The sequence below is a fragment of the Myxococcus sp. NMCA1 genome (assembly GCF_026810205.1).
In the GTDB taxonomy this organism is placed as follows: Bacteria; Myxococcota; Myxococcia; order Myxococcales; family Myxococcaceae; genus Myxococcus; species Myxococcus xanthus_A.
On record NZ_CP113950.1, the window covers coordinates 6,533,932 to 6,559,128 of the forward strand.

A 25,197-nucleotide genomic window follows, 5' to 3' on the forward strand; every position below is an offset into this window, starting at 1 on the left:
CTGCTAAAGCAGTCGAGTACCTCAGGCGTTGGCGGCAGCAACCTGATGCCGGGAAAGGACGGTCAAGTCCCGAATCGTGTGTAGTTGGTTCGGAGGGGGTGCGGGGGAGGAAGGCTCCTTGGAGGCATCATTCAACGATGTCTGGGTTTGAAGTCAGCAGGGCCATGTCGAGGTAGCGGCGGTCATCCCAGATGCCAGTGACTTCGAGGGCGACGGCGGTGATGAGGCGCAGGGCGCTGGCGCGGTCAGGGAAGGCCCCCACGGAGCGGATGCGGCGCTTCACTTCGCCATGGAGGCGTTCGAGGCCGTTGGTGCTGCGAAGCCGCTTCCAGTGGGCCTTTGGGAAAGAGAAGAAGCAGGTGGCTGCGGCAAAGCCGTCGCGCAGGCACTCCATGGCCTCGGGGACCTGGCGGCCCAGGCCGGCCTGGAGCGCATCCAGGCGCTTCCTGGCGTCCTGGAGCGAGGGCGCCTCGAAGATGGCCGACGTGTCCTTGCCGAGCCGTCCACGCAGCCGCCAGGGGGCCTTGGCGAGGACGTTCCGGGTGAGGTGCACCGTGCAACGCTGGAGCTGGGCCTCGGGCAGCGACTGCCGGGCCGCGGCGGCCAGTCCCGCGTGTCCGTCGGCGATGACGAGCCGCACGCCCCTCAACCCTCGCTCGAGCAGTTGGCGAAGCAGCTCCAGCCAGGAATCCACCGACTCGCTGCCACCCAGAGTCACCGCCAACAGGTGCCGGTGCCCATCCTCGCCCACGCCGTAGGCCACCAGGGCCGAGACGTTCTGCACCGTGCGCGCCCACCGGGCGTCCAGGAAGGTGGCATCCAGGTACAGGTAGGGGAAGGCCTGGGTGAGGGGCTGGGTGCGCAGGCCCTCCACGTTCTCCTCGAGGGACTTCGTCACTCGACTCACCGTCGAGCGCGAAACCTCCTCGCCCATGAGGGCTCGTGTCACCCGGCCCATCTTCCTCGTGGAGACGCCCTGCACGTACGCGCTGGTAATCGCCTCGTCGAGCTCTTCGCTGCGCCGCTTGTAGCGGCCCAGCACGGCCTCCGCGGAGCCGCTCGCCCTCGTCCGGGGCACCGCCACCTCCAGGTGCCCCATGGATGTCAGCAGGCCTCGCAGGTAGCTCCCATTGCGCTGGTCCTTGCGCCCCGCCACCTGCTGCCAGCGCCCGGCTCCCACCAGGCCCCGTATCTCCTCCTCCAGCAGCATCTCGAGCGTCATGCGGATGGCTCCCAGGAAGAGCGCGCGCACGTCGGTGCGCACCTCCTCGTGCGAGGGAGGAACAAAGTCTGTATCTTCCACGTCGGGGAACTCCTCGGCCTCCTCGCCAAAGGAGGACCGTCTCGGTTGGTTTCACCGAGGAGCTTCCCTCTTTCCCGCTCGTCCCTCCTCGCCGTTTACACACTTATAGGGACACGACCGGGAAGCTCATACACTGTGTGGACGCCTCACCACTTCCCGACGCAGCGCCTGACGACATCCGTGTTGTCCTTCGACAGGCGACATCGAGTTCAGGCAGTACCTCAAAGAGGGTGAGTTCGGCAGCGCGAGGATGCCTACCTGAGACGCGGCGCCACGCTCCAGGATGATTGGTGCCCCGCCCGCTCACGGATACCACCCCGGGTCATGGTAGACAGGGACGCACCGCATGGACCGTCTGTCCCAACTCCTCTGGCTCTGGGTGCTCTTCTTCGCCGTCAACGCCCTCTGGGCGCTGGCGCAGGCCGCCGTGGCCAGCACTCTTGGGGCACGGCCCGTGTCCGTCGTCCTCGGCTACGGCCCCACCCTGCTCTCCGCCCGCCTGGGGAGCATCCTGTGGGCCTTCCGCCCCCTGGCGCTCGGCAGCGCGGTGAGCTTCGACGAGCCCGTCGAGGGCGCCCCCGCGAGGAGCCGCCTGCTCCAGCTCTCCCCGCCCCTGCACGCCGCCGTCATCCTCCTGCCCTGGGTCCTCCAGGTTGCCATCGCCATGGCCTGCCTGGGCCCCACGGAGGCCCTGCGGCAGTTCGTGAGCGGCTTCGCCGTGCCCTTCGAGCCCTCCCTGCTCCCCGGCCGCGTGGAGCGCTTCCTCGCGCTCCTCCGGGACGGCGACCTGCTGCGCGCCTGGGGCCTGATGAGCGCGAAGCTGGCCGCCCTCAACCTGCTGCCACTGCCCGCGCTCGCCGGAGGCACCTTCCTGCTCCTGCCGTGGCGCAAGGGCTACCCCGTCTGGGCCGGCCTGCTCGGAATCCTCGGACTCCTGGCCGCCGTGCCGTGGGTCCTCTACGTGCTCTACGTGGTCATCAAGGCGCTCGTCTGACACCTACGCCTGGCGCTGCAACGCCAGCCGCGCCCCCAGCACCACGAAGACGCCGCCGGTGACGCGCTTCTGCCACGCCGCCACGCGCGGGTTGCGCCGCATCCAGCCCCCAAAGGCACCCGCGAACGCAGCCAGCAGCACCAGCCACGACGTCCCCGTGACGGAGAACATCAACCCGAGCCCCAGGAACTGGAGCCCCGTCGAGCCCGCGGACGCGTCCACGAACTGCGGAAGGAAGGCCAGGAAGAACACGGCCACCTTCGGGTTCAACACGTTGGTGACGACGCCGTCGCGGAAGATGCGCCACAGGCCAGCGGGTGGCAGCGCCTGCACCGCCTCGGACGCGGTGTCCTTGCTGCGCAGCATCTGCACGCCCATCCACACCAGGTACGCCGCCCCACCCCACTTCACCACGGAGAAGGCCAGCGCCGACGTCGCGAGCAGCGTCGACAGCCCGAACGCCGCCGCGGCGATGTGGAACAGGCATCCGACGAAGATGCCCAGCGCGGAGACAATGCCCGCCTTGCGCCCCTGCCCCATGCTCCGGGCCAGCACGAACATCGTGTCCGGCCCGGGCGTCAGGATGAGCGCGAGCACCGCCAGGAAGTAGGCCGTGAGGCGCGTCGGGTCAAAGAACATGGCGGCTCCAGTGGGGGCACGACTGGCCCCGAGTGCCGGTCACCGTACCCGCCGGAGCCCGCCGAGCAAAGCGACCCGCAGCATCAGACAGGCGCGCGCGTGCCGGCCCGCTCGTCCGCGATTCGCGCCTCACGCTCGCGCCGCAGGGCCCGCTCGGCCTCCTCCGCGCTGATGGGCACGGCAGGACGGAACACCGTGCGATACACCGCCGCCGCGGTGGCGCCTCCCAAGAGCGGCGCCACGATGAACAGCCACAGCTGCCCCATGGGCACGCTCCCCGCGAACACCGCCGGCCCCAGGCTGCGCGCCGGATTCACCGACGTGTTCGTCACCGGAATCCCCACCAGGTGGATGAGCGCCAGCACCAGGCCAATAGCCAGCCCCGCGAAGCCCACCGGGGCGCGCGCATCCGTCGCGCCCAGCACCGTGAGCACGAGCAGGAAGGTGAGCGCCACCTCCGTGAGGAAGGCCGCTCCCATGTTGAAGCCGTCAGGTGAAGCAGCGCCGTACCCGTTGGTCGCGAGTCCCTCGGTCACCGCCGAGTACCCTCCGGGCATGCCCTTGGCAATCAGCAGCACCACGCCCGCGCCGAGGATGGCCCCCACGCATTGCGCCACCACGTAGCCGACCGCGTCCTTGCCCTCCATCTTCCCCGACAGCAGGAGGCCCAGCGTCACCGCCGGATTCACATGGCAACCCGAGATGGGGCCAATCACGTACACCATGGCCAGCAGCGACAGTCCAAAGGCGAGCGCTACACCTTGGAAGCCGATGTGGTCGCCCGCCAGCACGGCCGCCCCGACGCCCCCCAACACCAGGACGAACGTCCCGATGAACTCCGCAACGTACTTCCGGACGGCGTCGTTGTTGCGGGGGTTGCCCGCCCGAGCCAGCGCGGCCCTGTCCCTGGATGCATCCATGGTCAGCCTCGATTCGCGCGGTCAGACGCCGCGCTTCAGCGAATTCTTCTCAGGCACGCTGTGCATGGACCGGAAGACGACAACGCGAAGCACCGCGTCACGGCCGCTGAGCAGCCCCCGTGAGCGGCCCATGGCCCTCTGTCTCCCCTGACATACACAGACATGCCCTCTTTGACTTTCAGGCATAGGAAAGACAGCCTGGATAGGCCGTCCCCACATGGAAAGGACTCGTCGAAGGCTGCTACGCTGCTTCTCGCGGTGACGACGTGCTCCATCCAGTGCGACGGCGTGGTGCGCCGCTGCCCGTTCCGAGCATCACCTGAAGACCGGTGCGGCGCCGCGCATGAGGGCGGCGCCAGCACCCGGCCGGAACTACTTGTTCTTCATCACCCCGATGAAGGGGATGTTCCGGTACACCTCGCCGAAGTCGAGCCCGTAGCCCACGACGAAGAGGTCATCGATGACGAAGCCCTTGTAGTCGATGTCCACCTTCGTCCGGGCGCGCGAGGGCTTCTCCAGCAGCGTGCACACCTTCAGCGACGCGGGGTGCCGGGCGCGCAGGTTCTCCAGCAGGAACTGCATGGTGAGCCCGGTGTCGATGATGTCCTCGATGATGAGCAGGTGCTTGCCCGCCATCGGCTTGCTGACGTCGGTGGTGATGCGCACCTCGCCCGTGGACTCCGTGCCGCCCTGGTAGCTGGACACGCCCAGGAACTCCAACTTCACCGGCAGGTCGATGTACTTCGCCAGGTCGATGGCGAAGAACGCCGAGCCCTTCAGCACGCAGATGAGCGTCAGGTCCTTGCCCGCGTAGTCGCGCGTAATCTCCGCCGCGAGCTCGCGCACGCGCGCCTGCAACTTGTCCTCGGAAATCAGGACACCGACTTCCTGCTCATAGAACGCCAAGGATTCCTCCGCTACACGTACGCGTTGTTCATGATCTCCCCGAAGCCGCCGCCTCCGGGGACGATGTACTGCCGGTCATCCAGGCCCCGCTCCTTCTCCCAGAGCGCGCCCGGCTCGGTGCCGAACACCTCCGGCGGGGACAGGCCCCGGTCCAACCGGAGCGCGTAGATGATGACGTCCGGATGGTCCGTGGTCATCTTCCGCAGGTACTCCGGCGTGACGATGAGGTTCAGGGTGATGATGCGCCGGGGCGTCCCGGGCACCTTGTTCTTGTAGAGCGAAATCGCCGTGGACAGGCTGCCCCCCGTGGCCCCCATGGGGTCCGGGAAGAGCACGAAGGCGTCGTCCACATCGCCGCCAATCTTCGCGCCGCCAATCTCCGAGCCCACCACCGCCTCCGCGGCGTCAATCATGCGGCTCATGATGATGTGGTCCTGGCGCACCACCGTCGGGTCCAGCGTGGCGTTCATCAGGTCGTACGTCACCTGCGACGGCAGCGTGCCCGCCCGGGCGATGTTCACCGTCACCACGCGCACCTGCGGGTCGATGACCTCGCCCTGGTAGAGGCCCTGGGGGGTGGAGTCGATCATCCGCGTGGGCAGGCTCACGTTCTTCCGCGGGAACTCCGCGTTGAGCACCGTCTTCACCAGGTCGACGTACAGCGTCTCCACCAGGCGGTTGATCTGCGGCTGGATGACGCCCTTCGAACACAGCGTGGCCAGCTGGGTCAGGAGAAAGGGATTTCCCACCAGGTGGACGTGAGGCCCATAGTGGTGGGTCATCTCGTTCAGCTTGAAGGGAACGTTGGAGTACAGGGTGTCGCGCATCCGTTCAGCTCCCGCTCAGTCGAACAGTTCCAATGTCTGCGGCGGCGTGCCCTCCGCCGGTTCCGCCACGTGACACTTGCGGCAGCGCGGCTCATACGCGCCCGCCGCGCCCACCACCACCCGCTCACCACTGGACACGATGCGCTGGGAGCGGTTGGCCGGATTCCCACACACCACGCAGATGGCCAGCTCCTTCGTCACGTACTCCGACACCGCCATCAACTGGGGCATCGGTTCGAAGGGCCGCCCCTGGTAGTCCTGGTCCAGGCCCGCGCAGATGACGCGCAGGCCCTTGTTGGCCAGAGCCTCCACCACGGCGACGACTTCTGAACCGAAGAACTGCACCTCGTCGATGCCCACCACCTGGGTGTCGGGCGCGAGCCTGTAAAAAATCTCTTCAGCCCGCTCGATGGCGGTGGACATCACCTTCAGCTGCGAGTGGCTCACCACCGCGGATTCGTCGTAGCGGTTGTCGATGCGCGGCTTGAAGACCTGCACCCTCTGCTTGCCGTAGACGGCGCGCTGGACGCGGCGGATCAGCTCCTCCGTCTTGCCGGAGAACATCGAACCGCAGATGACCTCTATCCACCCGATATCTTTGGGGAATTGGTGCAAGGAACGCTCACGGGCCGGGGGCGGAAAGGGCGCGGATAGTCTGCCACGACCCCAGGAGAGTCAACTTCCCGCCACGCCCGTCCCATAGCCGAATCGTCCCTGGATGTCGCCCGCTTCCTCGCCTGCCCGTCACCAGGCCCCGCGGGCGTTGGCAAGGCTCTTGAAGAGCACTGACTACGGACTGGCGAAGGGGGATGGGCGTGGCGGCGACGATCGGACAGATGCTGGGTGGGGCGTGGGGCAACAGGGCTTCTTTCTACCTGTCACCGGCATCCGTGGCGCTATTGATGCTGAACCTGCTGGACGGGCTGTTCACCCTCTTCTTCCTGCAGCTGGGTGTGGCCGAAGAGCTCAACCCCATCATGCGGGAGGCCTATGAGCAGTCCCCGCTCTTCTTCATGTTCTCCAAGCTGGTCATCGTGAACGCGGGCCTGTGGCTGCTGTGCATCCACCGGCACCTCAACGCCAGCCGCATCGCCATCCGGCTGGGCGCGGCCGTGTATGCCGTCATCGTGGTCTACCACCTCGCCTTTCTGACCCACCTGGTCATGCACTGGCCGCAAATGCTGACCTAGCCTCCGCTCGCAGCGGCCGACTGTGGGGGCATTGAACAGTGGCGCGAATCTCCCTCGCGCCCGCGCTTGCATTTGACACCCGGTATGTCCCAGGCTTCCCTTCAGCTCCGACCTTTCGGGTTCGGGGGGGGACCATGAACATCACCGACGTCCGGGTGTTTCCGGTCGAAGAGGACAAGCTCAAGGCGTACGTCACCATCACCTTGGACCACTGCTTCGTCATTCGCGATTTGAAGGTCATTCACGGCTCGACCGGGCTCTTCATCGCGATGCCAGCCAAGAAGCGGAAGGATGGGACGTACAAGGACATTGCCCACCCGCTCAACGCGGATACGCGGAGTCAAATGGAACGCGTCATCCTGATGGAGTACGAGCGACACCTCCATCAGGCGCAAGCCGGGATGCTTGTCGCAGCGCCAGCGGACCTGGACTAACGACTTCTTTCCTTCCGTCCGCGTCCAGGTTAGTCAGCGGCCCCACCATGCAGCCGCGTGACTTCAAGGTGTTCGCCGGGAACTCGAATCCCGGCCTGGCGCATCGCATCTGCGAGTACCTCAAGCGCCCTCTGGGCAAAGCGGAGGTCGGTCGCTTCTCGGACGGGGAGATTCACGTCGAGATCGGCGAGAACGTCCGCGGCCACGACATCTTCATCCTCCAGTCGACCTGCCCGCCGGCGAACGACCACCTGATGGAGTTGCTCATCATGTGTGACGCGCTCAAGCGGGCCAGCGCCGGCTCCATCACCGCCGTCATTCCGTACTACGGGTACGCCCGTCAGGACCGGAAGGTGGCGCCGCGCACGCCGATTACGGCGAAGCTCATCGCGGACCTGCTGGAGTCCGCGGGCGCCGGGCGCGTGGTGTCCATGGACATGCACGCGGGGCAGATCCAGGGCTTCTTCAACATCCCCTCGGACCACCTCTATGGCTCGCCGGTGTTCCTGGAGGACCTGCGCAAGCGCTTCCCGGAGTCGCAGGAGCTGGTCATCGTCTCGCCGGACGCCGGCGGCGTGGAGCGCGCCCGCGCGTACTCCAAGCGGCTGAACACGGGCTTGGCCATCATCGACAAGCGCCGTCCCCGCCCCAACGCGTCGGAGGTGATGAACCTCATCGGCGACGTGAGCGGCAAGGACGCGGTGCTGGTGGACGACATGGTGGACACCGCCGGCACGCTCGCCCAGGCGGCCGCGGCGCTGAAGGCCAAGGGCGCACGGCGCGTGGTGGCGTACGCGGTCCACCCCATCCTCTCCGGCCCGGCCATCCAGCGCATCCAGGACTCGGTGCTGGAAGAGGTCGTCTTCACGGACACCGTGCCGCTGTCTCCTGCGGCGCAGGCCTGCTCGAAGATCCGCCTGCTCACCACCGAGCGCCTCTTCGGCGAGGCCATTGCCCGCATCCACCGCGCCGACTCGCTCAGCTCGCTGTTCGTCTGAGCCGGCGCGCGTCTGTCCGCCGGGCGGCTTGACTCCAGGCCCTCCGGCTGGCATGTGCACGGCCCTCCATCGGAGGCCTTCACAGGCGCCGTCTTCGGGGCCCGCCACTGGGGCGGGATGCCGAGGGCGCCAGGGCCGCCGGTGGCACCCGCAGTCCCATTCGTGAGGATTCCATGTCCGTCAATACGAGCACCCTCGAGGCCAAGCCGCGTGAGGGTTCCGGCAAGGGCGTTGCCCGCCGCCTGCGCGCCCAGGGTCTGATTCCCGCCGTCGTCTACGGAAAGCACCTGGAGAAGCCGGTGCACATCTCCGTGGACCCCAAGGCGGTCCGCCAGGCCATCAACACCCCGCACAAGTTCAACACCCTGATCCAGATCAAGGTGGAGGGCGGTGACCGCCAGGTGCTCCTGAAGGACTACCAGATGGAGCCCGTCACCCGCGCCATCCTGCACGCCGACTTCCTGGACGTGCGCGCCAACGAGCAGGTGAAGGTCAACGTGCCGCTGGTGCTCTCCGGCCGCGCGCAGGGCGTGGCGGACGGTGGTCTGCTCACCCAGGCTCGCCGTGAGATCGAGGTCTGGTCGCTGCCCGGCGCCATCCCCGAGCGCATCGAGGTGGACGTGACGCCGATGAAGATCGCCGAGGTGCTCCACATCAACGATGTGAAGCTGCCCGAGGGCGTGTCGGTGAAGACGAACGTCAACTACACCCTGGCCGTCATCAGCGCGCCGGAGGCCGTGGAGGCGGGTCCGGCGGCGGCTGCCGCGGCGGCGGCTCCGGCCAAGGACGCGAAGGCGGCTCCGGCCAAGGACGCGAAGGCCCCGGCGAAGAAGTAGTCTGTCGCCTTCAGCGGTCCTTCTGGAGCGGGGCCGGCCCGGCAAGGGGCTGGCCCCGTTTCTCGTTTCGGGAGCCACGTCATGAAGCTCATCGTCGGGCTGGGCAATCCAGGGCGCGAGTACGAGCGGCACCGGCACAACATCGGGTTCATGGTGGTGGAGGCGCTGCTGTCACGGGCGCGCGCGCAGCTGAACCAGGAGAAGTTCGCGGCCAAGGTCGGCCAGGGCACCCTGGCGGGCGAGCGCGTCCTCTTCGTGGAGCCCCAGACGTTCATGAACCTGTCGGGCCGCTCCGTCGCGGAGGCGGCGCGCTTCTTCAAGGTGCCGGTGGCGGACGTGCTCGTCATCCATGACGAGCTGGACCTGCCCCTGGGCCGGCTGCAGCTCAAGGCCGGCGGCGGCAGCGGCGGCCACAACGGCCTCAAGAGCATCGTCGCCAGCCTGGGCGACGAGGGCTTCATCCGCCTGCGCTTCGGCATTGGCAAGCCGGAGGGCCCCAACGCCCGCGAGCGCGTGTCCGGCTACGTCCTGTCCAACTTCGACGACGGCGAGCGCCGGGAGCTGGAAACACTCACCGACCGGGCCATGGACATGACGGAGATCTGGATTCGCGAAGGGCTGTCGGTGGCCATGAACCGGTTCAACCGGAAGGCCTGAGGCGGGCCCCCTGGGCCCCCCACGGGCAGGCGGACAGGGCGCCCGGCCGCTTGACTTGGCGGGGGGGGCCCCATAGAAGGCCCGTTCCCTCATCGGGGATAACCCGGTGGGATGTTCTTTTTCAGCTTCCCGTGTTGGTACACGGGACGTAGCGCGAAGGTGACGGGCGCGCGGTTTCCCGTCCCCGGCGGTGGGCCTCTCAGGTCTGCTGGCCGTTTCCCCGCTCTCTGGATTCACCGGAGGGCACTCGACCCCAAGGGGAGAGAAAACAATGGCTGAGACGCAGGCCGCGACGCGGCTTCGTGAGTACGAGACCATCTTCCTGGTCAAGCCGGACCTGACGGACGACAACGTGGACAAGCTCAAGGAGCGCGTCCGCGGCATCGTTTCCCGTGAGGGTGGCAAGGTCATCCGCTTCACGGTGTGGGGCAAGAAGAAGACCCTGTTCCCCGTGGCGAAGCAGCCCCGCGCCATCTACGTGCACACCCACTTCCTGGGCGGCGCGAAGCTGGTGGCGGAAATCGAGCGCAACCTCCGCAACCTGGACGAGGTCACCCGCTACATCTCCGTGAAGCTCGCGGACGAGGTGGACCCCGAGACGCGTCCGGTGCTCGAGGACGTGAAGCTGGCCGGCGACGTGGAGGAGACCCGTCCGGGCGCTCCCGCGGAGCGCGAGGGTGGCTTCCGCTCCGAGGGTGCCGAGGAGCAGGGCGGCGACTCCGAGGAGGAGTCGTCCGAGGAGGCCTGAGGGCCTTCTGGGTCAATTCGCTAGAGACCATTCCAGGATACGAGAACGCTCATGAGCAACGGAACGGATAGCAAGACGGCCTCTGCCCCCGCCGCCCGCAGCGGTGGTGGCTTCGGCGGTGGTGGTTCGCGCGGTGGTGACCGGGGTGACCGGGGTGACCGCGGTGGTGATCGCGGCGACCGCGGCGGCGGGCTGGGCGGCGACGACGACAAGCGCGGTGGTGGCCGCGGCTTCGGCCGCAAGAAGGTCTGCCGCTTCTGCGCGGAGAAGAACGCGTCGGTGGACTTCAAGGACCAGGCGACGCTGAAGTACTTCGTGACCGAGCGCGGCAAGATCATCCCCCGCCGCATCTCCGGCAACTGCGCCAAGCACCAGCGCGAGGTGGCGGTGGCCATCAAGCGCGCCCGTGGCATCGCGCTCCTCCCCTACAACGCGGTGGTCGGCTAGTCCGCCGGTCCGCACAGGAGACTGAACATGAAGGTCATTCTGCGTGAGGACATCGAGAACCTGGGCAAGTCCGGGGAACTCGTCACCGTGAAGGACGGCTTCGGCCGTAACTTCCTCCTGCCCCGCAAGAAGGCGGTTCTCGCCAGCGAGCAGAACCTGCGCCAGCTGGAGCACGAGAAGTCGGTCATCGCCGCTCGGAACGCCAAGCTGAAGGGCGCGGCCGAGGAGCAGGCGAAGAAGATCGGCGCCATCAAGGTCAGCATCAAGCGCCGCGTGGGCGATCAGGACAAGCTGTTCGGCTCCGTCACGGCGCTGGACATCGCGGAGGCGGTTGCCGCCGAGGGTCAGAGCATCGACCGCCGCCACATCCACCTGCCCGAGCCCATCAAGGCCCTGGGCAACTACGAGGTGGAGCTGCGCCTGCACCGCGACGTCATCGCGAAGATCAAGCTCGAGGTCCTGCCGGAGTAATCCTCCGCGGGCTTCACTGAAGTGAGAAAAGGCCGTCCGGGGCAACCCGGGCGGCCTTTTCCTTTGCGCCCCACCCCGCCCGTCCGGTTCGCGCCCTTGTGAAACCGGCTGGCGACAAGCGCGTGGAGCGCCCCGGGCGCGGTGCGTATCCCGGAGCGGAAGGAGGCTCGCCCATGAGCACCACCGTCACCGCGCACCCCACCGATGAACACCGCCCGGACCTGGACTGGCTCCGCGTGGTGGCCATCCTCCTGCTGCACCTGTTCCACACCGGGATGATGTTCAACACCTGGGACTGGCACGTGAAGAGCGTCCGGGCCCTGCCGTGGCTGGAGCCGCCCATGGAGGTGCTGCACCACCTCCGCATGCCGCTGCTGATGTGCATCTCCGGCCTGGGCACGGCGTTCGCGCTGCGGCGGCGCTCGCTGGGCACCTTCGCTGGGGACCGCACGAAGCGGCTCCTGGGTCCGGTGCTGTTCGGCATGTTCGTCGTGGTGCCGCCGCAAATCTACGTGGAGCGGCTCCAGCGAGGGACGTTCCAGGGCAGCTACGCGGACTTCTACCCGTCCGTGTTCGGCTTCGTGCCCTACCCCGCCGGCAGCTTCAGCTGGCACCACCTGTGGTTCGTCGTGTACCTCTTCGTCTACTGCATGCTCGCGCTGCCCCTCTTCGCGACGCTGCGCACGGCGAGGGGCCAGGCCTGGCTCCAGCGCGCCGAGGCGTGGCTGAGCCGGGGCTGGAACGTGGCGTGGCTGTTCCTGCCGCTCGCGCTCAACGAGGTGCTGCTGCGCCGCTTCCCCCAGACGCACGCGCTGCTCGACGACCCGCGAGCCTTCATCCACTTCGGCCTCTTCTTCCTCGGCGGACACCTGCTGGGCCAGTGTCCTCGCGCCATGGAGCACCTGGTGGCCCGGCGCAAGGCGCTGCTGGGCGCCTGCGGCCTGCTCTTCGCCGTCATGGTGCCGCCGAACGAGTACGCCTTCCCGCTGGAGACGCTGGGCCGCACGGCGCTGCAGTGGCTCTTCATCCTCACGGCCCTGGCGTGGGCGCGAGCCTGCATCCACGTCCGCCGCCCCTGGCTCCGGTACGCGCGCGAGCGGGCCTACCCGTTCTACATCCTCCACCAGACTGTCATCGTCGTCGTCGGCTTCGCCATCGTCGACTGGCCCGTGGGCCCCTGGGGCCTCTTCCTGGCGGTGCTCACGCTGACGTTCGGTCTCACCTGGGGCCTGTGTGAAGGGGTGGCCCGGGTGCCCTGGCTGCGGGCGTGCTTCGGGATGCCGGCCCGCTCGAAACAGGCCGCGCCCATCCCCGCCGCCCCGCTGCATACTGCCTGACGACGCCCATGACGCCCGCCCCGCCCCAGGCCCGCTCCGACTGGAAGTGGCCCCGCATCCGCGCGCGGCCGGCGCTGGCGCTGTTCGGCTTCTGCCTGTTCTTCGGCCTGTGGCTGGGGCTCACGCTGTGGCTCACCATCCGCGCGGACGGCGGCACCCTACCGGCTGCCCGGCCCTTCCTCTGGGAAGTCACCGGGTCGCTCGGCATCTGGGCCGTCATGCCCATCCTCTACACGGCGGTGCTCAACGCTCCGAGCCCTCGCGTGGGATGGGGGCGATTCCTGGGCATCCATGCCGTGGCCTTCGTGCTCTTCACCGGCCTGCACACCGCGCTGATGGTGGGGACGCGGCAGCTGCTGTACGCGCTGCTCGGCTGGGGCACCTACGACTATGGCGAGCTGGCCTTCCGCATCCCCATGGAGGCGCAGAAGGACCTCATCTCGTACACCGTCTCCGCCACGCTGTGGAGCTTCCTCCAGGCCTGGAAGGAGCGTCAGGCGCGGGCGCTGCGAGAGGCGGCGCTGGAAGGTGAGCTGCGCGCGGCCCAGCTCCAAGCCCTCACCGGGCAGCTCCACCCGCACTTCCTCTTCAACGCCCTGAACACCGTCAGCTCGGTGATGTACGAGGACCTCGCGCGCACGGACCGGCTGCTCAGCGACCTGGGCGGGCTGCTGCGCGCCAGCCTGGAGCGGCGCGAGGCCACGTGGACGCTGGCCGAGGAGCGCACCCAGGCCGCGCGCTTCGTGGCCCTGCTGGCCGCGCGCTTCGGCGAACGGGTGACGGTGCGCTGGGAGGTGGCTCCCGGCCTGGACGGCGCCCAGGTGCCCTGCTTCGCGCTACAAGCGCTGGTGGAGAACGCGGTGAAGCACAACCAGGACAGGACCGATCCCCTGGAGGTGCGCATCCGGGCCCGGGAGGACGGCGCCGGGTGGCGGCTGGAAGTGGAGGACACGGGGCGCGGCTTCGGCACGCCCTCGCCCGCGTCTGGTCCCGGCGTGGGGCTGGCCCACCTGGAGCGCATCCTGGCGCTGCTGCACGCGGGCCGTGCGCGGCTGGAACGAAGCCACGGCCCCGAAGGCGGCGCGCGCGTGTCGCTGTGGCTGCCCCGGGAGGCCGCGGCATGACGCGCTTCCAGGTGCTGGTGGCCGACGACGAAGCCCCCGCGCGGGCGAAGATGAAGCGCCTGCTGGCGGAGGACACGCGCTTCGCGCTCGCGGGCGAGGCGGCGGATGGGACCCAGACGTTGCGCCAGGTGAGCGCCCTGCGTCCGGACCTGCTGGTGCTCGACGTGCAGATGCCCGGCCTCACCGGCTTCGAGGTGCTGGAGGCCCTGGGCCCGGAGCATTGCCCGACCGTCATCTTCTCCACCGCGTACGACGCCTTCGCGCTGGCGGCCTTCGAGGCGCAGGCCGTGGATTACCTGCTGAAGCCCTACGACGCGGAGCGCTTCGGCCGGGCGCTCGACAAGGCCCACGCGGTGCTGCGCAGCGGGATGCCGGACACCGCGCGGCTCCAGGCCCTGCTGGCGGAGTTGGGGCGGGCCCCCGCGGGCCGTCCGCTGGAGCGGCTGGTGGTGAAGGCGGGGGAGGCCTGGGTACCCCTGCCGCTGAAGGACGTCTGGCGCCTGTCGGCCGAGGACAAGTACGTGCGGCTCTACACGGGCCAAGGAGAACACCTGGTGCGACAGACACTCCGGGCCCTGGAGGAGCGGCTGGCCCCCTCACGCTTCGTCCGGGTGCACCGGGGCGACATCGTCAACCTGGACGCGGTGGCCCGCCTGGAGCCGTGGAGCCACGGGGATGGAATCCTCGTCCTCAAGGACGGGAGCTCCGTCGTGCTCAGCCGCACCTGGCGTGAAGCGTTCCTCCAGAAGTGGGGACTGGAGGGGTAGGCGTCACTGCTACAGGTCTGTGGTAGCAAATTTGGTTGTGTCAGCCCTGCCTGTAGAGTGGGCGGGCTGCCATGGAGAACGTCCACGAGTTCAGAGAGGGTCGGAAGGTCCACGAGGACCTCGCCGCGGAGCGCGCCGTGCTGGGCGCTGTGCTGGCGGATAACACGCTCATCGCCGCGGTAGGCGAGGTCGTCCACCCAGAGGATTTCTCCAGCCCCGCACACGCCCAGATTTTCGAGGCGATGCTGAAGCTCGACGGCCAGTCGAGACAGGTGGACCACCTGACGCTGGCCGAGGAGCTGAAGGTGTTGGGCCACCTGGTGTCGGTGGGCGGCCCGGCCTACCTGATGCGTCTGGACCAGGTGGTGCCCATCGCGTCCAACGCGGTCCAGTACGCGCAAATCGTCAAGGACCAGGCCATCCGCCGCCGCCTGGCCCAGGCGGGCAGGGAGATCCAGGACCTCGCCAGCCAGGAGACGGGCGAGTTGGAGGTGCTGCTCGACGAGGCCGAGCGCAAGGTGTTCCTCCTCGCGGAGAAGAAGCGCGAGGGCGACCTGCGCCCGGTCAGCGAGCTGATGGAGCACACGCTCGACCTGCTCGACAAGATGAAGGCGGCGGCCACGGGCATCACGGGCCTGTCCACCGGCTACATCGACCTGGACAACCAGCTCACCGGCCTGCACGCCGGCGAGCTCATCATCCTCGCGGCGCGTCCCGGCATCGGCAAGACGTCCTTCGCGATGAACATCGCGGTGCACGCGGCGCTGAAGGAGAACAAGGCCGTCGGCATCTTCAGCCTCGAAATGCCCGCCGACCAGTTGCTGATGCGTCTGCTGGCCTCCACCGCGCGCGTGGACATGAAGAAGCTGCGCGGCGGCCGGCTGACGCCGCACGACGAGGAGAAGTTCCAGGAGATGGCGGGCGCGCTCTACAACGCGCCCATCTACATCGACGACTCGGGCGGCCTGTCCCCGTTCGACCTGCGCGCCAAGGCCCGCCGCGTGAAGCAGCGCGACCCGCGCCTGTCGCTCATCGTCATCGACTACCTCCAGCTCATGCATCAGAAGGGCAAGGTGGAGAGCCGCCAGTTGGAGGTCGCCGAAATCTCCCGCGCACTGAAGCAGCTCGCCAAGGAGCTGGAGGTGCCCATCATCGCGCTCAGTCAGCTCAGTCGAAAGGTGGAGGACCGCAAGGACGGCAAACCCCTGCTGTCGGACCTGCGTGAGTCCGGCTCCATCGAACAGGACGCCGACGTGGTGATGTTCATCCACCGTGAGACGACTGACGAGGGCCCCGACGGGCAGCCGGCGCAGCAGTCGAGCACCGTCATCCCCGTGGAGCTCATCGTCGCCAAGCAGCGCAACGGCCCCATCGGCTCCATCGACCTGGTGTTCCTGGCCGAGTTCACCCGCTTCGAGAGCCGGTCGAGGACCGATTAGCGCGGCCCCACCCTACTCCGCGCCGGTCCGCAGGTAGCGCACCACCAGCGCGCGGGCCGAGCGCACCGCCGTCTCCAGCGTACGGCCCCGCCCCAGCTCCGTGGCCAGCGCGGAGGCCAGCCGGCACCCGGTGCCCCGGCGTCCGGGGGCACGCGCCAGCCTCTTGCCCTCCAGCACTCGCACGCGGCCCGGTGTGGCCAGTACGTCCGCCAGCCCCTGCGTGTCCGGCAAGTGCCCGCCCTTCACCAGCACCGCGCCAAAGCCGTGCCGTGCCAGTGCCTCCGCGGCCTCGACAGCCTCTTCCACCGTGCGCGCGACGGGTCGTCCCAGCAGCCAGCCCGCTTCATCCAGGTTCGGCGTGAGCACCACGCGCGGCGCGGCCAGGGCCAGGTAGGCCCGTGCGGACAGGCGCGTCAGCGGCTCGCCCCGGGAGGTGCGCACCACCGGGTCCACCACCCACCACGCGCCCGTGTCCTCCAGGGCCCGCTGCGCGGCCTCGAGCTGCGCGCGAGCGGGCACCATGCCGCACTTCACCGCATGCACCGGCCCCAGTTCGCGCGCGGCGGCCACCTGGGCGGATAGCACGCGCGGCGGCGAGGCCGTCCAGGTGAAGGTGCGGACACCCTGCGCCGTCTGCGCGGTGGGCACCGCCACCGGCTGGCCCCGCAGCGCGCGCACCGCGGCGACGTCCGCCAACAACCCCGCCCGTCCCGTGGGCTCCAGCCCGGCCAGCAGGAGGACGCGGGCGCTCACCGGCGGTGCTCGCGCGCCTTCTGCACGAACGCCTTGTAGAGCCCCACGTGCACCGGAATGGTCGTGGACATGTATTCGGGGTGCCACTGCACGCCCACGGCGAAGGTGTGCACGGAGGACTCGATGGCCTCCACCACGCCATCCGGCGCCACCGCGGTAATCGTCACGTCATTGCCAACGCCGCGCACCGACTGGTGGTGGGTGGAGTTGACCATCAGCTGGCCATGCCCCACCGCCTCCGCCAGCAACGTGCCGCTCTTCACGTCCACCGGGTGCTGCGGGTGGGTGCGGTCGTGCTTCTGCTCGTGCTCGCGCGCGCCCTCCACCTCACGGCCGATGTCCTGGTACAGCGTGCCGCCCAGGATGACGTTGAGCAGCTGCATGCCGCCACAGATGCCCAGCACCGGCATGTTGCGCTTGAGCGCGCCGCGCATGAGCGCCGCCTCGAAAGAGGTGCGCCCTTCCTTCAGCGCCCCCAGACCCTCGCGCGCGTCTTCGCCGTAGGCCGACGGAGGGATGTCGAACGCGCCGCCCGTGACGAGCACCCCGGAGATGCGGTCCAGGTAGGACTCCACGCAGGCTGGCTCGTCCGAGTACGGCAACACGAAGGGCAGCCCGCCCGCGCGCAGGACGGCGTCCGCGTACGGCACCTTCAGCTCGTAGCGAGCAAAGGGCTGTTCTCCAGCCGGACTCCAGTCCGGGGTGATGCCGATGTTGGGGCGGCGCGGCGCCGGCCCGTGGTGACGCGAATGGGTGTTCATGGAGGCTCCTGGCTTCGAGGCTATGCCCCGAAGCGCCCCTGTTCAAACGCGTCCGCCAGCTGTCTCACACGCTCGGTGATATCCGCGGCAAGCAGCGCGTCGGAGACCACCGCCGCGCAGTACGCCCCGGCCGCCGCCACGCTCGCGATATTCGCCAGCCCCACCCCACCAATGCCCACCACGGGCAGCGGGCTGTCGCGCACCACGGCCGCGAAGGCCTCCAGGCCCAGCACCGGCGCGGGCACCTGCTTCGTCGACGTGGGGAAGATGGGCCCCAGGCCCACATAGTCCGCCCCCGCCGCTTGTGCCGCCCGCGCGCCCACCACGTCTCGCACCGTGACGCCCACCAGACGGCCAGGCCCCAGCAGCGCGCGCGCATCCTCGGTGGGCACGTCCTCGTCACCCACGTGGACGCCGTCCGCGTCCGCCAGCAGCGCCACGTCCACCCGATCATTCACCAGGCACAGCGCGCCTTCCCGGCGGCACAGCGCCACCACCTGCCGCGTGGCGGCCAGCGCGTCACGGACCGGGGTGCGCTTCATGCGCAGTTGCACCACCCGGGCCCCTCCGGCCACCAGGCGAGCCGCCTTGTCCACCAGTGAAATCTCCGGCAGGACGGAGTCGTCGCACAACAGGTAGGGACCGCGGGGAAGGTACGGGCGGGACGGTGCGTTCATCGGCTCTGGAAGGCGGGACGGCGGCGTTGACAGATGGCCACCCTGCTATAAGGTGCCGCGCTGTTTTCCAAGCAATTCTGAGGATTTGAACCATGGCGGATTCGGCGGACCCGAAGTACCTCGATAAGCGCACCGTGGAGCGGTACGTGCGCTCAGGCCAGCTCGACGAGGTGGAGTACGAGCGCCACCTCCAGGGCCTGCCCGACGTGGCGGAGAAGTCCGTCCCCGTTGAGACGCTCATGCTCGACGACGCCGACGACTTCGACGACGAAGAGGATGACTTCGACGACGAGGACGAGGACGAGGACGACGATACGTCCGACGACGAGGCCGAGACCTCCGCCGCCGCCGAGTCGACGGATGGCGACGCCGCCGAGGCCGGTGAGGACGACGAGGACGACGAGGACGAGGGCGACGACGATGCCGCCACCGCTTCGAACGAGACCCCCGACGACGAGGGGCCGGTCTCCGCATGAGCTCCGGGGACGAGAAGCGCGGCGAGACCTTCGTGATGCGGGGGGAAGCGCGCTCCGCGTCCGAGGAGTCGATTTCCTTCAGCACCTTCATCGTGGGGCTGGGCACCGCGGTGCTCATCCACCTGGGAGGTGCGCCCAATCCTGAAACGGGTCAGACGGCGAAGGACCTGCCGCTGGCCCGGCAGAACCTGGACCTCTTGTCCATGCTGCGCGCGAAGACGCGGGGCAACCTCACGGCCGAGGAAGAGAAGCTCTTCGACGGGCTGCTCGCGGACCTCCGCCTGCGCTACGTGGAGGCGACCAAGCGGTGAAGCACTCCGGTAGGAAGGGCCTGCCCGGCGGCATCCGCTTCGCCGCCATCGTGGGCCTCGTGCTCTCCATCCTCACGGGCTGGGCAGCGCTGATGGAAGCCGTCGAGATGGCGAACTTCTACGAAGCGCGCTCGCTCCGGATGGAGCAGGAGCTGCCTCGGATTCCCGGCGCCCCGGCACTCGACCCGAAGATTTTCGAGGTCTACTACGCGGCGCTGGAGCCCATGCGGGAACCGCGCGCGGTGCTGTTGGGCCTGCTCGCCGTGGCCTGCGCCTTTGTCAGCGTGTCCGCGGCGCGAATGCTGAGTCCGGAGAACCTGCCGCGCGACGCCATGCGCCGGGTCCTGAGCCGCGCGGCCATCATCGCCGCCGGGCTGCGCACCATCGACGGCGCGCAGATGTCCGTGGCCAAGCAGCGCCTGTTCGCGGCGCTGGCGGAGCCGATGAGCAAGATGCCCGAGTTCCCACCGGACATCACCGTCGAGGCCTCTCGCGAAATCCTGAGCGCGATGGGCACGGGGAGCGCCATCTTCGGCACCGTGGTGGTGGCGGGCACCTTCGCGCTCCTGGGGCAGTACTTCCGCAGCCAGGGCGTCCGCGAGGCCATGGCCGTGCAGGACGGGCCGCAGGAGGAGTAGCCCTTCTCAGAGGGCGTCGGACTCCGGCAGCGTCACCTGGCAGGTCGGCAGCAGGGCCTCCAGGACGGCGGCCCCTTCTGCGTCACGGCCCTCCAACTCCAGCTCGTGGCCCGGAGCCACGCGCGGCAGCCGCAGCAGCTCCTTGCGCGTCAGGCCGAACACGTACGCCAGGTGGCCCACCGGCCAGCGCTCCTGCATGTGCTTGAAGGCCGCGTCGTCCATCTGGTCCAGCGGCACCGGGAGCTCCACGTCCTCGTAGACGACCCGCTCGCCGCCCACGCGCCGGCCGTTGCCGTACGCGATGACCTGCTCGCCTTCGTCTGGATCATAGACGTAGGCCTGGACGGCGGCGTTCGTCGCCCGGGAGAGCAGTCGGGGGAGCGCATGGTGGGCCGCATACCAGTGTGCGCCCTGCCGTCCCTCCGTGAAGGGAGCCACGTACGCCAGACGGACCACCTTGCGGCGCCGGTTGACGGACACCTTCAGCCCCGTCGCGCCCATCGCACCGTCCAGCGCCAGCGCTTCACGCGCCAGCCGGAGCAGCTCCAGGCCGCCGAAGCTTTCGAGTCGTAGGAGATATCCGCCGTGCGCTTGCAGTGTCAGCCCCCCAGGGGATTGGGCGCCGCCTATACCCGGCATCATACCCGCTGGCAACTCCGGCACCTTGAAAAGCAGGTGGTTACCAGGAGTCCAAACAATTTCAGGCGAACGGAAACGCCGCGCCACGTGCGCTGCTTGCCAAGGGGTGGCCGACTCTTACGTTGGAGGCATGCGACTCGACAAGTACACAGTGAAGGCGCAGGAGGCGATCCACGAGGGTCAGACCCTGGCCCGTCGGGCGGACAATCCGCAGTACGAGCCCGAGCACCTGGCCGCTGCGTTGCTCGGCCAGAAGGACGGCATCGTCGACCCCCTGCTCCGGAAGATCGGGGCAGACGTGAAGCTGTTCGCCGCGCGGCTCGGCGAAGCGCTCCAGAAGCTGCCCCGCATGCAGGGGGGCGAGAGCGCGATGCTCGGCCAGCGGCTGCTCAAGACTTTCGACAAGGCCGAGGACGAGGCCAAGTCCCTCAAGGACGAGTTCATCTCCTCGGAGCACCTGCTGCTCGCGCTCACGCACGACAAGGGCGCGGTGGGCGAGGTGATGAAGTCCTCGGGCGTCACGCGGGAGCGCGTGCTGTCCGGACTCAAGGACGTCCGGGGCTCCGGGCGCGTGACGAGCCAGGACGCCGAGGCGACCTACCAGGCGCTGGAGAAGTACGGCCGCGACCTCACGGAGGCGGCGCGCGCCGGCAAGCTCGACCCCGTCATCGGCCGTGACGAGGAGATCCGCCGGTGCGTCCAGGTGCTGAGCCGGCGCACCAAGAACAACCCGGTGCTCATCGGCGAGCCCGGCGTGGGCAAGACGGCCATCGCGGAAGGACTGGCGCGGCGCATCGTTGACGGCGACGTGCCGGAGGGCCTGAAGAACAAGCGCCTGGTGTCCCTGGATTTGGGCGCCATGGTGGCCGGCGCGAAGTACCGCGGTGAGTTCGAGGAGCGCCTCAAGGCAGTCCTCAAGGAGATTGCCGACGCCGCGGGCGAGGTCATCCTCTTCATCGACGAGCTCCACACGCTGGTGGGCGCGGGCAAGGCCGAAGGGGCCATGGACGCGGGCAACATGCTCAAGCCGGCGCTGGCGCGCGGTGAGCTGCACTGCATCGGCGCCACCACGCTGGACGAGTACCGCAAGCACATCGAAAAGGACGCCGCGCTGGAGCGGCGCTTCCAGCCCGTCCTGGTGGGCGAGCCGAGCGTGCACGACACCATCAGCATCCTCCGCGGCCTGAAGGAGCGCTACGAGGTGCACCACGGCGTGCGCATCCAGGACAACGCCCTGGTGGCCGCGGCCACGCTGAGCCACCGCTACATCGCGGACCGGTTCCTGCCGGACAAGGCCATCGACCTGGTCGACGAGGCCTCGAGCCGCCTGCGCATCGAAATCGACTCCATGCCCACCGAGCTGGACGACGTGCGCCGGAAGATGACGCAGCTCCAGATTGAGCGGGAGGGCCTGCGCAAGGAGACGGACCCGCACTCGCAGGAGCGCCTGGGCCAGATTGAGAAGGAGCTGGCCAACCTGAGCGAGAAGTTCAACGCGCTCAAGGTGCACTGGGACGCGGAGAAGACGGCCATTGGCGCCATCCGCGGCCTGAAGGAGAAGCAGGAGAAGGCGAAGAACGACCAGGCGGCGGCCGAGCGTCAGGGCGACCTGAACCGCGCGGCGGAGCTGAAGTTCGGCGTCATCCCCTCGCTCGACAAGGAGCTGAAGGCACAGAACGAGAAGCTGACCGAGCTGCAGAAGAACCAGAAGTTCCTCAAGGAGGAAGTCGACGCGGAGGACATCGCGCAGGTGGTGGCCAAGTGGACGGGCATCCCCGTCTCGCGGCTGATGGAAGGCGAGGTCCAGAAGCTGGTCCACATGGAGGACCGACTGGCGAACCGGGTGATTGGCCAGCGCAGCGCCATCGAGGCGGTGTCCAACGCCGTGCGCCGCGCGCGCAGCGGACTGCAGGACCCCAACCGCCCCATCGGCTCGTTCATCTTCCTGGGCCCCACGGGCGTGGGCAAGACGGAGACGGCCAAGGCGCTGGCGGAGTTCCTCTTCGATGACGACTCGGCCATGGTCCGCATCGACATGTCCGAGTACATGGAGAAGCACTCCGTGGCCCGGCTGGTGGGCGCGCCTCCGGGGTACGTCGGCTACGAGGAAGGCGGCCAGCTCACCGAGGCGGTGCGCCGGCGGCCGTACACGGTGGTCCTCTTCGACGAAATCGAGAAGGCGCACCACGACGTCTTCAACGTGCTGCTCCAGATTCTCGACGAGGGCCGGCTGACGGACAGTCAGGGCCGCACGGTGGACTTCAAGAACACGGTGCTCATCCTGACGTCCAACATCGGTTCGCAGGACATCCAGGCCGGCATGGCCGGCAAGGAGGAGTTGGATGAGCGCACTCGCAACGAGGTGATGGACGCGCTGCGCGCGCACTTCCGGCCGGAGTTCCTCAACCGCGTGGACGAGGTCGTCATCTTCGAGCCGCTGCGGAAGAAGGACATCTACCGCATCGTGGACCTGCAGTTGGCGCGGCTGTCCAAGCTGCTGGCCGACAAGCGGCTGACGCTGGAGCTGACGGAGAAGGCGCGCGAGCTGCTCGCCGAGCGCGGCTACGACCCGACGTACGGCGCGCGGCCCCTGAAGCGCGCGGTTCAGAAGAACCTGCTGGACCCCCTGGCCCTCAAGGTCCTGGGCGGCGAGTTCGTCCCGGGCGACCACATCCAGGCGGATGCGGGCCCGGACGGACTCACCTTCGCCAAGGTGCTGGTGGACACCTCGAAGAACGTGAAGCGCTCGGCCTGAGCCCGGGCGTCCACGGATGTGCCCCGGCCCGGCGTCATGGCTTGACGCCGGGCCGCATCCCGCGCGAAGAGCCCCGGTCATGAAGCCCTGGGAGACGCTGGAGCGCGCAGAAGTCCCGGACGTGGGGGAAGTCACCCTGGTCCGGCGCGGAGACGAGTATGTCTTCCGCGTGCGGGGACAGACGCTGATGTCCAGCCGGCAGCACGGCTCCGAGGAAGCGCTGGCGGACGCCGGCTGTGAAGGGCTGGCGGGCCGGAGCGGCGTCCGGGTGCTCGTGGGGGGGCTGGGTTTTGGCTACACCACCCGCGCGGTGCTGGACCGGCTGGGTCCCGACGCGCGTGTCACGGTGGCGGAGCTGCTCCCCGTGGTGGTGACGTGGAACCGGGGGCTGCTCGCGCCGCTGGCCGGGGCGCCCCTGGAGGACCCGCGCGTCACCGTGGTGGAGCTCGACGTGGGCAAGCACATGGCCCGGCAGTCCGGGACCTATGACGTCATCCTGCTCGACGTGGACAACGGGCCCACCGCCCTCACCCACCCCGACAACCACGGCCTCTATGGGCGCGTGGGGCTGGCACACGCCGTCCAGGCGCTGCGGCCAGGTGGCGTACTGGGCGTGTGGAGCGCCGGGCCCTCCCCCGCCTTCGAGCGCCGCATGGAACAGGCGGGCTTCACCGTCCAGGTGCTGCACCCGGCTGCCCATGGCACCAAGGGGACGCGGCACACCCTGTTCATGGGCAAGCGGAGGCCCCAGGGACGGCGTTAGTAGGGGCCCCATGATTCCTTTCTCCGTCCTCGACCTCTCGCCCGTCACGCAGGGCTCCACCGCGGCCGACGCGCTCCGGAACACGCTGGACCTGGCACGGCACGCGGAGGACTGGGGCTTCAAGCGCTTCTGGCTGGCCGAGCACCACAACATGACGGGCATCGCCAGCGCGGCGACGTCCGTGGTCATCGGCTACGTGGCCGGGGGGACGAAGCGCATCCGGGTGGGTTCGGGCGGCGTCATGCTGCCGAATCACGCGCCGCTGATCATCGCGGAGCAGTTCGGCACGCTGGAGACGCTCTACCCGGGGCGCATCGACCTGGGGCTCGGCCGGGCGCCGGGCACGGACATGCTGACGGCGCGCGCCCTGCGGCGGGACCTGGCGGCGAGCGCGGACACCTTTCCCCAGGACGTCGTGGAGCTGAAGTCGTACTTCGAGCCCACCGAGCCGGGGCAGCTCATCCAGGCGGTGCCGGGCGCGGGCTTGAAGGTGCCCATCTGGCTGCTCGGCTCCAGCCTGTTCAGCGCGCAGCTCGCGGCGATGCTGGGCATGCCGTTCGCCTTCGCCTCCCACTTCGCGCCGGATGCCCTGCTTCAGGCCCTGGACATCTACCGGGAGCGCTTCAAGCCGTCCGAGTCGCTTGAGCGGCCCTATGCCATGGCCTGTGTGAATGTCTTCGCGGCGGATACGGATGCGGAGGCACAGCGCCTCTTCACTTCCGTGCAGCAGCAGTTCATCCGCCTGCGCCGCGGCACGCCCGGTCAGCTGCCGCCTCCGGTCGATGACATCGACTCCGTGGCTTCGCCCGTGGACCGCGCGAGCGCCGACCATGCGTTGAAGTACTCCATCATCGGCGCGCCCGACACCGTTCAGCAGGGCCTGGCGTCGTTCATTCGACTCACGGGAGTCGATGAGCTGATGGTGACGGGAATGGTCTACGACCATGCCGCGCGGCTGCGCTCGTTCGAACTGACTGCACAGGCGCACAAGAAGCTCTCCGAGGCCGAAGCGGCGCGGACGGCCTGATGCGGCGTCGCGGGCGCGTTGCACCACGGCCGACATGCGATACGCCGTCGGCATTCTGCACCGCAGCCAGCGTGGACCCCATCTGCGGCGTTGCGGCTCAAGGCGCGGTCCACGGGGTTCATGGCCGCTGATTCCGGGCGGCCCCGATCGCGCCGTTTGCGAATGCCGCCTCAGCGCAGCGGCGCCACGACCTTGGTGTCTCCGCGCCGCAACGGCACCACGCTCCCGCTACGTGGAGCGTGGAACATCGTGCCTGTAGCGATGAACGACACACACGCCAGGGACCTGTAACGGAATGCGCTACAGGGCCCCTCGGTTCGCGCGCTCGGACGCTGTTCCTCACAGGGGGCAGACTGACCC

29 protein-coding genes are annotated in these 25,197 nt (G+C 68.8%); 19 read left to right on the forward strand and 10 right to left on the reverse strand.

Annotated features, from left to right (window positions below; translation table 11 throughout):
* Nucleotides 1-127: 127 nt before the first annotated feature.
* The gene (locus OZ403_RS26745; protein WP_268782113.1) at nucleotides 128-1,303 is read right to left on the reverse strand and encodes an IS256 family transposase; all 1,176 of its coding nucleotides are present in this window, start codon (nucleotides 1,301-1,303) and stop codon (nucleotides 128-130) included.
* A gap of 346 nt (nucleotides 1,304-1,649) precedes the next feature.
* Here OZ403_RS26745 and OZ403_RS26750 point away from each other — a divergent pair, with 346 nt between their 5' ends.
* Nucleotides 1,650-2,297 carry a hypothetical protein gene (locus OZ403_RS26750; protein ID WP_268782114.1) on the forward strand — a complete coding sequence of 216 codons (648 nt, stop codon included), beginning with the start codon at nucleotides 1,650-1,652 and terminating at the stop codon, nucleotides 2,295-2,297.
* 3 nt (nucleotides 2,298-2,300) lie between these two features.
* Here the strand turns inward: OZ403_RS26750 and OZ403_RS26755 are convergent, their stop codons facing one another.
* The 5 genes from OZ403_RS26755 to OZ403_RS26775 all read right to left on the reverse strand — a co-directional run bounded on the left by OZ403_RS26755 (nucleotide 2,301) and on the right by OZ403_RS26775 (nucleotide 6,204).
* A complete protein-coding gene (locus tag OZ403_RS26755; RefSeq protein WP_140876475.1) occupies nucleotides 2,301-2,936 on the reverse strand; it encodes a LysE family translocator in 636 nt (211 codons plus the stop codon).
* Nucleotides 2,937-3,019: 83 nt separating this feature from the next.
* Complete coding sequence (gene aqpZ, locus OZ403_RS26760; RefSeq protein WP_140799416.1) at nucleotides 3,020-3,856, reverse strand: aquaporin Z; 837 nt, start codon at nucleotides 3,854-3,856, stop codon at nucleotides 3,020-3,022.
* Nucleotides 3,857-4,228: 372 nt separating this feature from the next.
* Complete coding sequence (gene hpt / locus OZ403_RS26765; protein ID WP_011555045.1) at nucleotides 4,229-4,762, reverse strand: hypoxanthine phosphoribosyltransferase; 534 nt, start codon at nucleotides 4,760-4,762, stop codon at nucleotides 4,229-4,231.
* Nucleotides 4,763-4,773: 11 nt separating this feature from the next.
* The gene (locus tag OZ403_RS26770) at nucleotides 4,774-5,589 is read right to left on the reverse strand and encodes a uracil phosphoribosyltransferase (protein WP_140794211.1); all 816 of its coding nucleotides are present in this window, start codon (nucleotides 5,587-5,589) and stop codon (nucleotides 4,774-4,776) included.
* 15 nt (nucleotides 5,590-5,604) lie between these two features.
* A complete protein-coding gene (locus OZ403_RS26775) occupies nucleotides 5,605-6,204 on the reverse strand; it encodes a thymidine kinase (protein WP_140794212.1) in 600 nt (199 codons plus the stop codon).
* A gap of 194 nt (nucleotides 6,205-6,398) precedes the next feature.
* Here OZ403_RS26775 and OZ403_RS26780 point away from each other — a divergent pair, with 194 nt between their 5' ends.
* The 12 genes from OZ403_RS26780 to dnaB all read left to right on the forward strand — a co-directional run bounded on the left by OZ403_RS26780 (nucleotide 6,399) and on the right by dnaB (nucleotide 16,037).
* Complete coding sequence (locus OZ403_RS26780) at nucleotides 6,399-6,779, forward strand: DUF5658 family protein (RefSeq protein WP_174258895.1); 381 nt, start codon at nucleotides 6,399-6,401, stop codon at nucleotides 6,777-6,779.
* Between the two features lie 134 nt (nucleotides 6,780-6,913).
* Nucleotides 6,914-7,213, forward strand: coding sequence for a septation regulator SpoVG (spoVG, locus tag OZ403_RS26785; RefSeq protein ID WP_002634160.1), 300 nt, complete (start codon nucleotides 6,914-6,916; stop codon nucleotides 7,211-7,213).
* Nucleotides 7,214-7,260: 47 nt separating this feature from the next.
* Nucleotides 7,261-8,211 (forward strand): ribose-phosphate pyrophosphokinase, encoded by a 951-nt coding sequence (locus OZ403_RS26790; RefSeq protein ID WP_002634159.1) that lies wholly within the window; start codon nucleotides 7,261-7,263, stop codon nucleotides 8,209-8,211.
* Between the two features lie 173 nt (nucleotides 8,212-8,384).
* Nucleotides 8,385-9,047, forward strand: a complete 663-nt coding sequence (locus tag OZ403_RS26795) for a 50S ribosomal protein L25/general stress protein Ctc (protein WP_140794214.1) — start codon at nucleotides 8,385-8,387, stop codon at nucleotides 9,045-9,047.
* Nucleotides 9,048-9,128: 81 nt separating this feature from the next.
* Complete coding sequence (gene pth, locus OZ403_RS26800; protein WP_140794215.1) at nucleotides 9,129-9,704, forward strand: aminoacyl-tRNA hydrolase; 576 nt, start codon at nucleotides 9,129-9,131, stop codon at nucleotides 9,702-9,704.
* A 271-nt stretch (nucleotides 9,705-9,975) separates the two neighbouring features.
* Nucleotides 9,976-10,452, forward strand: coding sequence for a 30S ribosomal protein S6 (gene rpsF / locus OZ403_RS26805; RefSeq protein WP_140794216.1), 477 nt, complete (start codon nucleotides 9,976-9,978; stop codon nucleotides 10,450-10,452).
* 51 nt (nucleotides 10,453-10,503) lie between these two features.
* Nucleotides 10,504-10,899, forward strand: coding sequence for a 30S ribosomal protein S18 (gene rpsR, locus OZ403_RS26810; RefSeq protein ID WP_090491552.1), 396 nt, complete (start codon nucleotides 10,504-10,506; stop codon nucleotides 10,897-10,899).
* 27 nt (nucleotides 10,900-10,926) lie between these two features.
* A complete protein-coding gene (gene rplI / locus OZ403_RS26815) occupies nucleotides 10,927-11,370 on the forward strand; it encodes a 50S ribosomal protein L9 (protein WP_140794217.1) in 444 nt (147 codons plus the stop codon).
* A 173-nt stretch (nucleotides 11,371-11,543) separates the two neighbouring features.
* On the forward strand, nucleotides 11,544-12,707 hold the full coding sequence (locus tag OZ403_RS26820; RefSeq protein ID WP_268782115.1) for an acyltransferase family protein: 1,164 nt from the start codon (nucleotides 11,544-11,546) through the stop codon (nucleotides 12,705-12,707).
* A gap of 8 nt (nucleotides 12,708-12,715) precedes the next feature.
* Entirely contained in the window at nucleotides 12,716-13,831 is a 1,116-nt protein-coding gene (locus OZ403_RS26825; RefSeq protein WP_268782116.1) for a sensor histidine kinase, read from the forward strand.
* Entirely contained in the window at nucleotides 13,828-14,598 is a 771-nt protein-coding gene (locus OZ403_RS26830) for a LytR/AlgR family response regulator transcription factor (RefSeq protein ID WP_268782117.1), read from the forward strand. Before OZ403_RS26825 ends, OZ403_RS26830 begins: the two co-directional genes overlap by 4 nt.
* Nucleotides 14,599-14,669: 71 nt before the next feature.
* Complete coding sequence (dnaB, locus tag OZ403_RS26835) at nucleotides 14,670-16,037, forward strand: replicative DNA helicase (protein WP_140794221.1); 1,368 nt, start codon at nucleotides 14,670-14,672, stop codon at nucleotides 16,035-16,037.
* Nucleotides 16,038-16,049: 12 nt separating this feature from the next.
* Here the strand turns inward: dnaB and thiD are convergent, their stop codons facing one another.
* The 3 genes from thiD to thiE are packed head-to-tail and all read right to left on the reverse strand — an operon-like array spanning nucleotide 16,050 to nucleotide 18,228.
* Entirely contained in the window at nucleotides 16,050-16,790 is a 741-nt protein-coding gene (gene thiD / locus OZ403_RS26840; RefSeq protein WP_140799421.1) for a bifunctional hydroxymethylpyrimidine kinase/phosphomethylpyrimidine kinase, read from the reverse strand.
* Nucleotides 16,787-17,551 carry a gamma-glutamyl-gamma-aminobutyrate hydrolase family protein gene (locus tag OZ403_RS26845; protein ID WP_140876479.1) on the reverse strand — a complete coding sequence of 255 codons (765 nt, stop codon included), beginning with the start codon at nucleotides 17,549-17,551 and terminating at the stop codon, nucleotides 16,787-16,789. Before OZ403_RS26845 ends, thiD begins: the two co-directional genes overlap by 4 nt.
* Nucleotides 17,552-17,571: 20 nt before the next feature.
* Entirely contained in the window at nucleotides 17,572-18,228 is a 657-nt protein-coding gene (gene thiE, locus OZ403_RS26850; RefSeq protein WP_268782118.1) for a thiamine phosphate synthase, read from the reverse strand.
* Between the two features lie 92 nt (nucleotides 18,229-18,320).
* On the opposite strand from thiE, the gene OZ403_RS26855 reads away from it, so the two are divergent.
* Genes OZ403_RS26855 through OZ403_RS26865 form a run of 3 tightly spaced genes read left to right on the forward strand, consistent with a single transcriptional unit; the run spans nucleotide 18,321 to nucleotide 19,653 of the window.
* Nucleotides 18,321-18,704 carry an RNA polymerase subunit sigma gene (locus OZ403_RS26855; RefSeq protein ID WP_140794225.1) on the forward strand — a complete coding sequence of 128 codons (384 nt, stop codon included), beginning with the start codon at nucleotides 18,321-18,323 and terminating at the stop codon, nucleotides 18,702-18,704.
* Entirely contained in the window at nucleotides 18,701-19,015 is a 315-nt protein-coding gene (locus tag OZ403_RS26860) for a DUF1844 domain-containing protein (RefSeq protein ID WP_140794226.1), read from the forward strand. Before OZ403_RS26855 ends, OZ403_RS26860 begins: the two co-directional genes overlap by 4 nt.
* On the forward strand, nucleotides 19,012-19,653 hold the full coding sequence (locus OZ403_RS26865; RefSeq protein ID WP_140794227.1) for a hypothetical protein: 642 nt from the start codon (nucleotides 19,012-19,014) through the stop codon (nucleotides 19,651-19,653). Before OZ403_RS26860 ends, OZ403_RS26865 begins: the two co-directional genes overlap by 4 nt.
* A 6-nt stretch (nucleotides 19,654-19,659) precedes the next feature.
* Here the strand turns inward: OZ403_RS26865 and OZ403_RS26870 are convergent, their stop codons facing one another.
* Nucleotides 19,660-20,295 carry a hypothetical protein gene (locus tag OZ403_RS26870; protein ID WP_237079831.1) on the reverse strand — a complete coding sequence of 212 codons (636 nt, stop codon included), beginning with the start codon at nucleotides 20,293-20,295 and terminating at the stop codon, nucleotides 19,660-19,662.
* A gap of 127 nt (nucleotides 20,296-20,422) precedes the next feature.
* Here OZ403_RS26870 and clpB point away from each other — a divergent pair, with 127 nt between their 5' ends.
* The 3 genes from clpB (at nucleotide 20,423) to OZ403_RS26885 (ending at nucleotide 24,837) form a co-directional block, all read left to right on the forward strand.
* Nucleotides 20,423-23,047, forward strand: coding sequence for an ATP-dependent chaperone ClpB (clpB, locus tag OZ403_RS26875; protein WP_268782119.1), 2,625 nt, complete (start codon nucleotides 20,423-20,425; stop codon nucleotides 23,045-23,047).
* Nucleotides 23,048-23,126: 79 nt separating this feature from the next.
* Nucleotides 23,127-23,810, forward strand: a complete 684-nt coding sequence (locus OZ403_RS26880; protein WP_268782120.1) for a hypothetical protein — start codon at nucleotides 23,127-23,129, stop codon at nucleotides 23,808-23,810.
* 10 nt (nucleotides 23,811-23,820) lie between these two features.
* A complete protein-coding gene (locus OZ403_RS26885) occupies nucleotides 23,821-24,837 on the forward strand; it encodes an LLM class flavin-dependent oxidoreductase (protein WP_268782121.1) in 1,017 nt (338 codons plus the stop codon).
* Nucleotides 24,838-25,197 lie beyond the last annotated feature (360 nt).

Bases quoted from the DNA above. Each gene is read 5' to 3' on its own strand.
- OZ403_RS26845 (WP_140876479.1), bottom strand. From the start codon at position 17,551: ATGAACACCCATTCGCGTCACCACGGGCCGGCGCCGCGCCGCCCCAAC.
- OZ403_RS26855 (WP_140794225.1), top strand. From the start codon at position 18,321: ATGGCGGATTCGGCGGACCCGAAGTACCTCGATAAGCGCACCGTGGAG.
- aqpZ (WP_140799416.1), bottom strand. From the start codon at position 3,856: ATGGATGCATCCAGGGACAGGGCCGCGCTGGCTCGGGCGGGCAACCCC.
- rpsR (WP_090491552.1), top strand. From the start codon at position 10,504: ATGAGCAACGGAACGGATAGCAAGACGGCCTCTGCCCCCGCCGCCCGC.
- OZ403_RS26795 (WP_140794214.1), top strand. From the start codon at position 8,385: ATGTCCGTCAATACGAGCACCCTCGAGGCCAAGCCGCGTGAGGGTTCC.
- pth (WP_140794215.1), top strand. From the start codon at position 9,129: ATGAAGCTCATCGTCGGGCTGGGCAATCCAGGGCGCGAGTACGAGCGG.
- OZ403_RS26770 (WP_140794211.1), bottom strand. From the start codon at position 5,589: ATGCGCGACACCCTGTACTCCAACGTTCCCTTCAAGCTGAACGAGATG.
- dnaB (WP_140794221.1), top strand. From the start codon at position 14,670: ATGGAGAACGTCCACGAGTTCAGAGAGGGTCGGAAGGTCCACGAGGAC.
- clpB (WP_268782119.1), top strand. From the start codon at position 20,423: ATGCGACTCGACAAGTACACAGTGAAGGCGCAGGAGGCGATCCACGAG.
- OZ403_RS26830 (WP_268782117.1), top strand. From the start codon at position 13,828: ATGACGCGCTTCCAGGTGCTGGTGGCCGACGACGAAGCCCCCGCGCGG.
- rplI (WP_140794217.1), top strand. From the start codon at position 10,927: ATGAAGGTCATTCTGCGTGAGGACATCGAGAACCTGGGCAAGTCCGGG.
- OZ403_RS26885 (WP_268782121.1), top strand. From the start codon at position 23,821: ATGATTCCTTTCTCCGTCCTCGACCTCTCGCCCGTCACGCAGGGCTCC.
- OZ403_RS26790 (WP_002634159.1), top strand. From the start codon at position 7,261: ATGCAGCCGCGTGACTTCAAGGTGTTCGCCGGGAACTCGAATCCCGGC.
- rpsF (WP_140794216.1), top strand. From the start codon at position 9,976: ATGGCTGAGACGCAGGCCGCGACGCGGCTTCGTGAGTACGAGACCATC.
- spoVG (WP_002634160.1), top strand. From the start codon at position 6,914: ATGAACATCACCGACGTCCGGGTGTTTCCGGTCGAAGAGGACAAGCTC.
- OZ403_RS26780 (WP_174258895.1), top strand. From the start codon at position 6,399: ATGGGCGTGGCGGCGACGATCGGACAGATGCTGGGTGGGGCGTGGGGC.
- OZ403_RS26750 (WP_268782114.1), top strand. From the start codon at position 1,650: ATGGACCGTCTGTCCCAACTCCTCTGGCTCTGGGTGCTCTTCTTCGCC.
- OZ403_RS26820 (WP_268782115.1), top strand. From the start codon at position 11,544: ATGAGCACCACCGTCACCGCGCACCCCACCGATGAACACCGCCCGGAC.
- OZ403_RS26880 (WP_268782120.1), top strand. From the start codon at position 23,127: ATGAAGCCCTGGGAGACGCTGGAGCGCGCAGAAGTCCCGGACGTGGGG.
- OZ403_RS26860 (WP_140794226.1), top strand. From the start codon at position 18,701: ATGAGCTCCGGGGACGAGAAGCGCGGCGAGACCTTCGTGATGCGGGGG.
- thiE (WP_268782118.1), bottom strand. From the start codon at position 18,228: ATGAACGCACCGTCCCGCCCGTACCTTCCCCGCGGTCCCTACCTGTTG.
- OZ403_RS26755 (WP_140876475.1), bottom strand. From the start codon at position 2,936: ATGTTCTTTGACCCGACGCGCCTCACGGCCTACTTCCTGGCGGTGCTC.
- OZ403_RS26825 (WP_268782116.1), top strand. From the start codon at position 12,716: ATGACGCCCGCCCCGCCCCAGGCCCGCTCCGACTGGAAGTGGCCCCGC.
- OZ403_RS26870 (WP_237079831.1), bottom strand. From the start codon at position 20,295: ATGATGCCGGGTATAGGCGGCGCCCAATCCCCTGGGGGGCTGACACTG.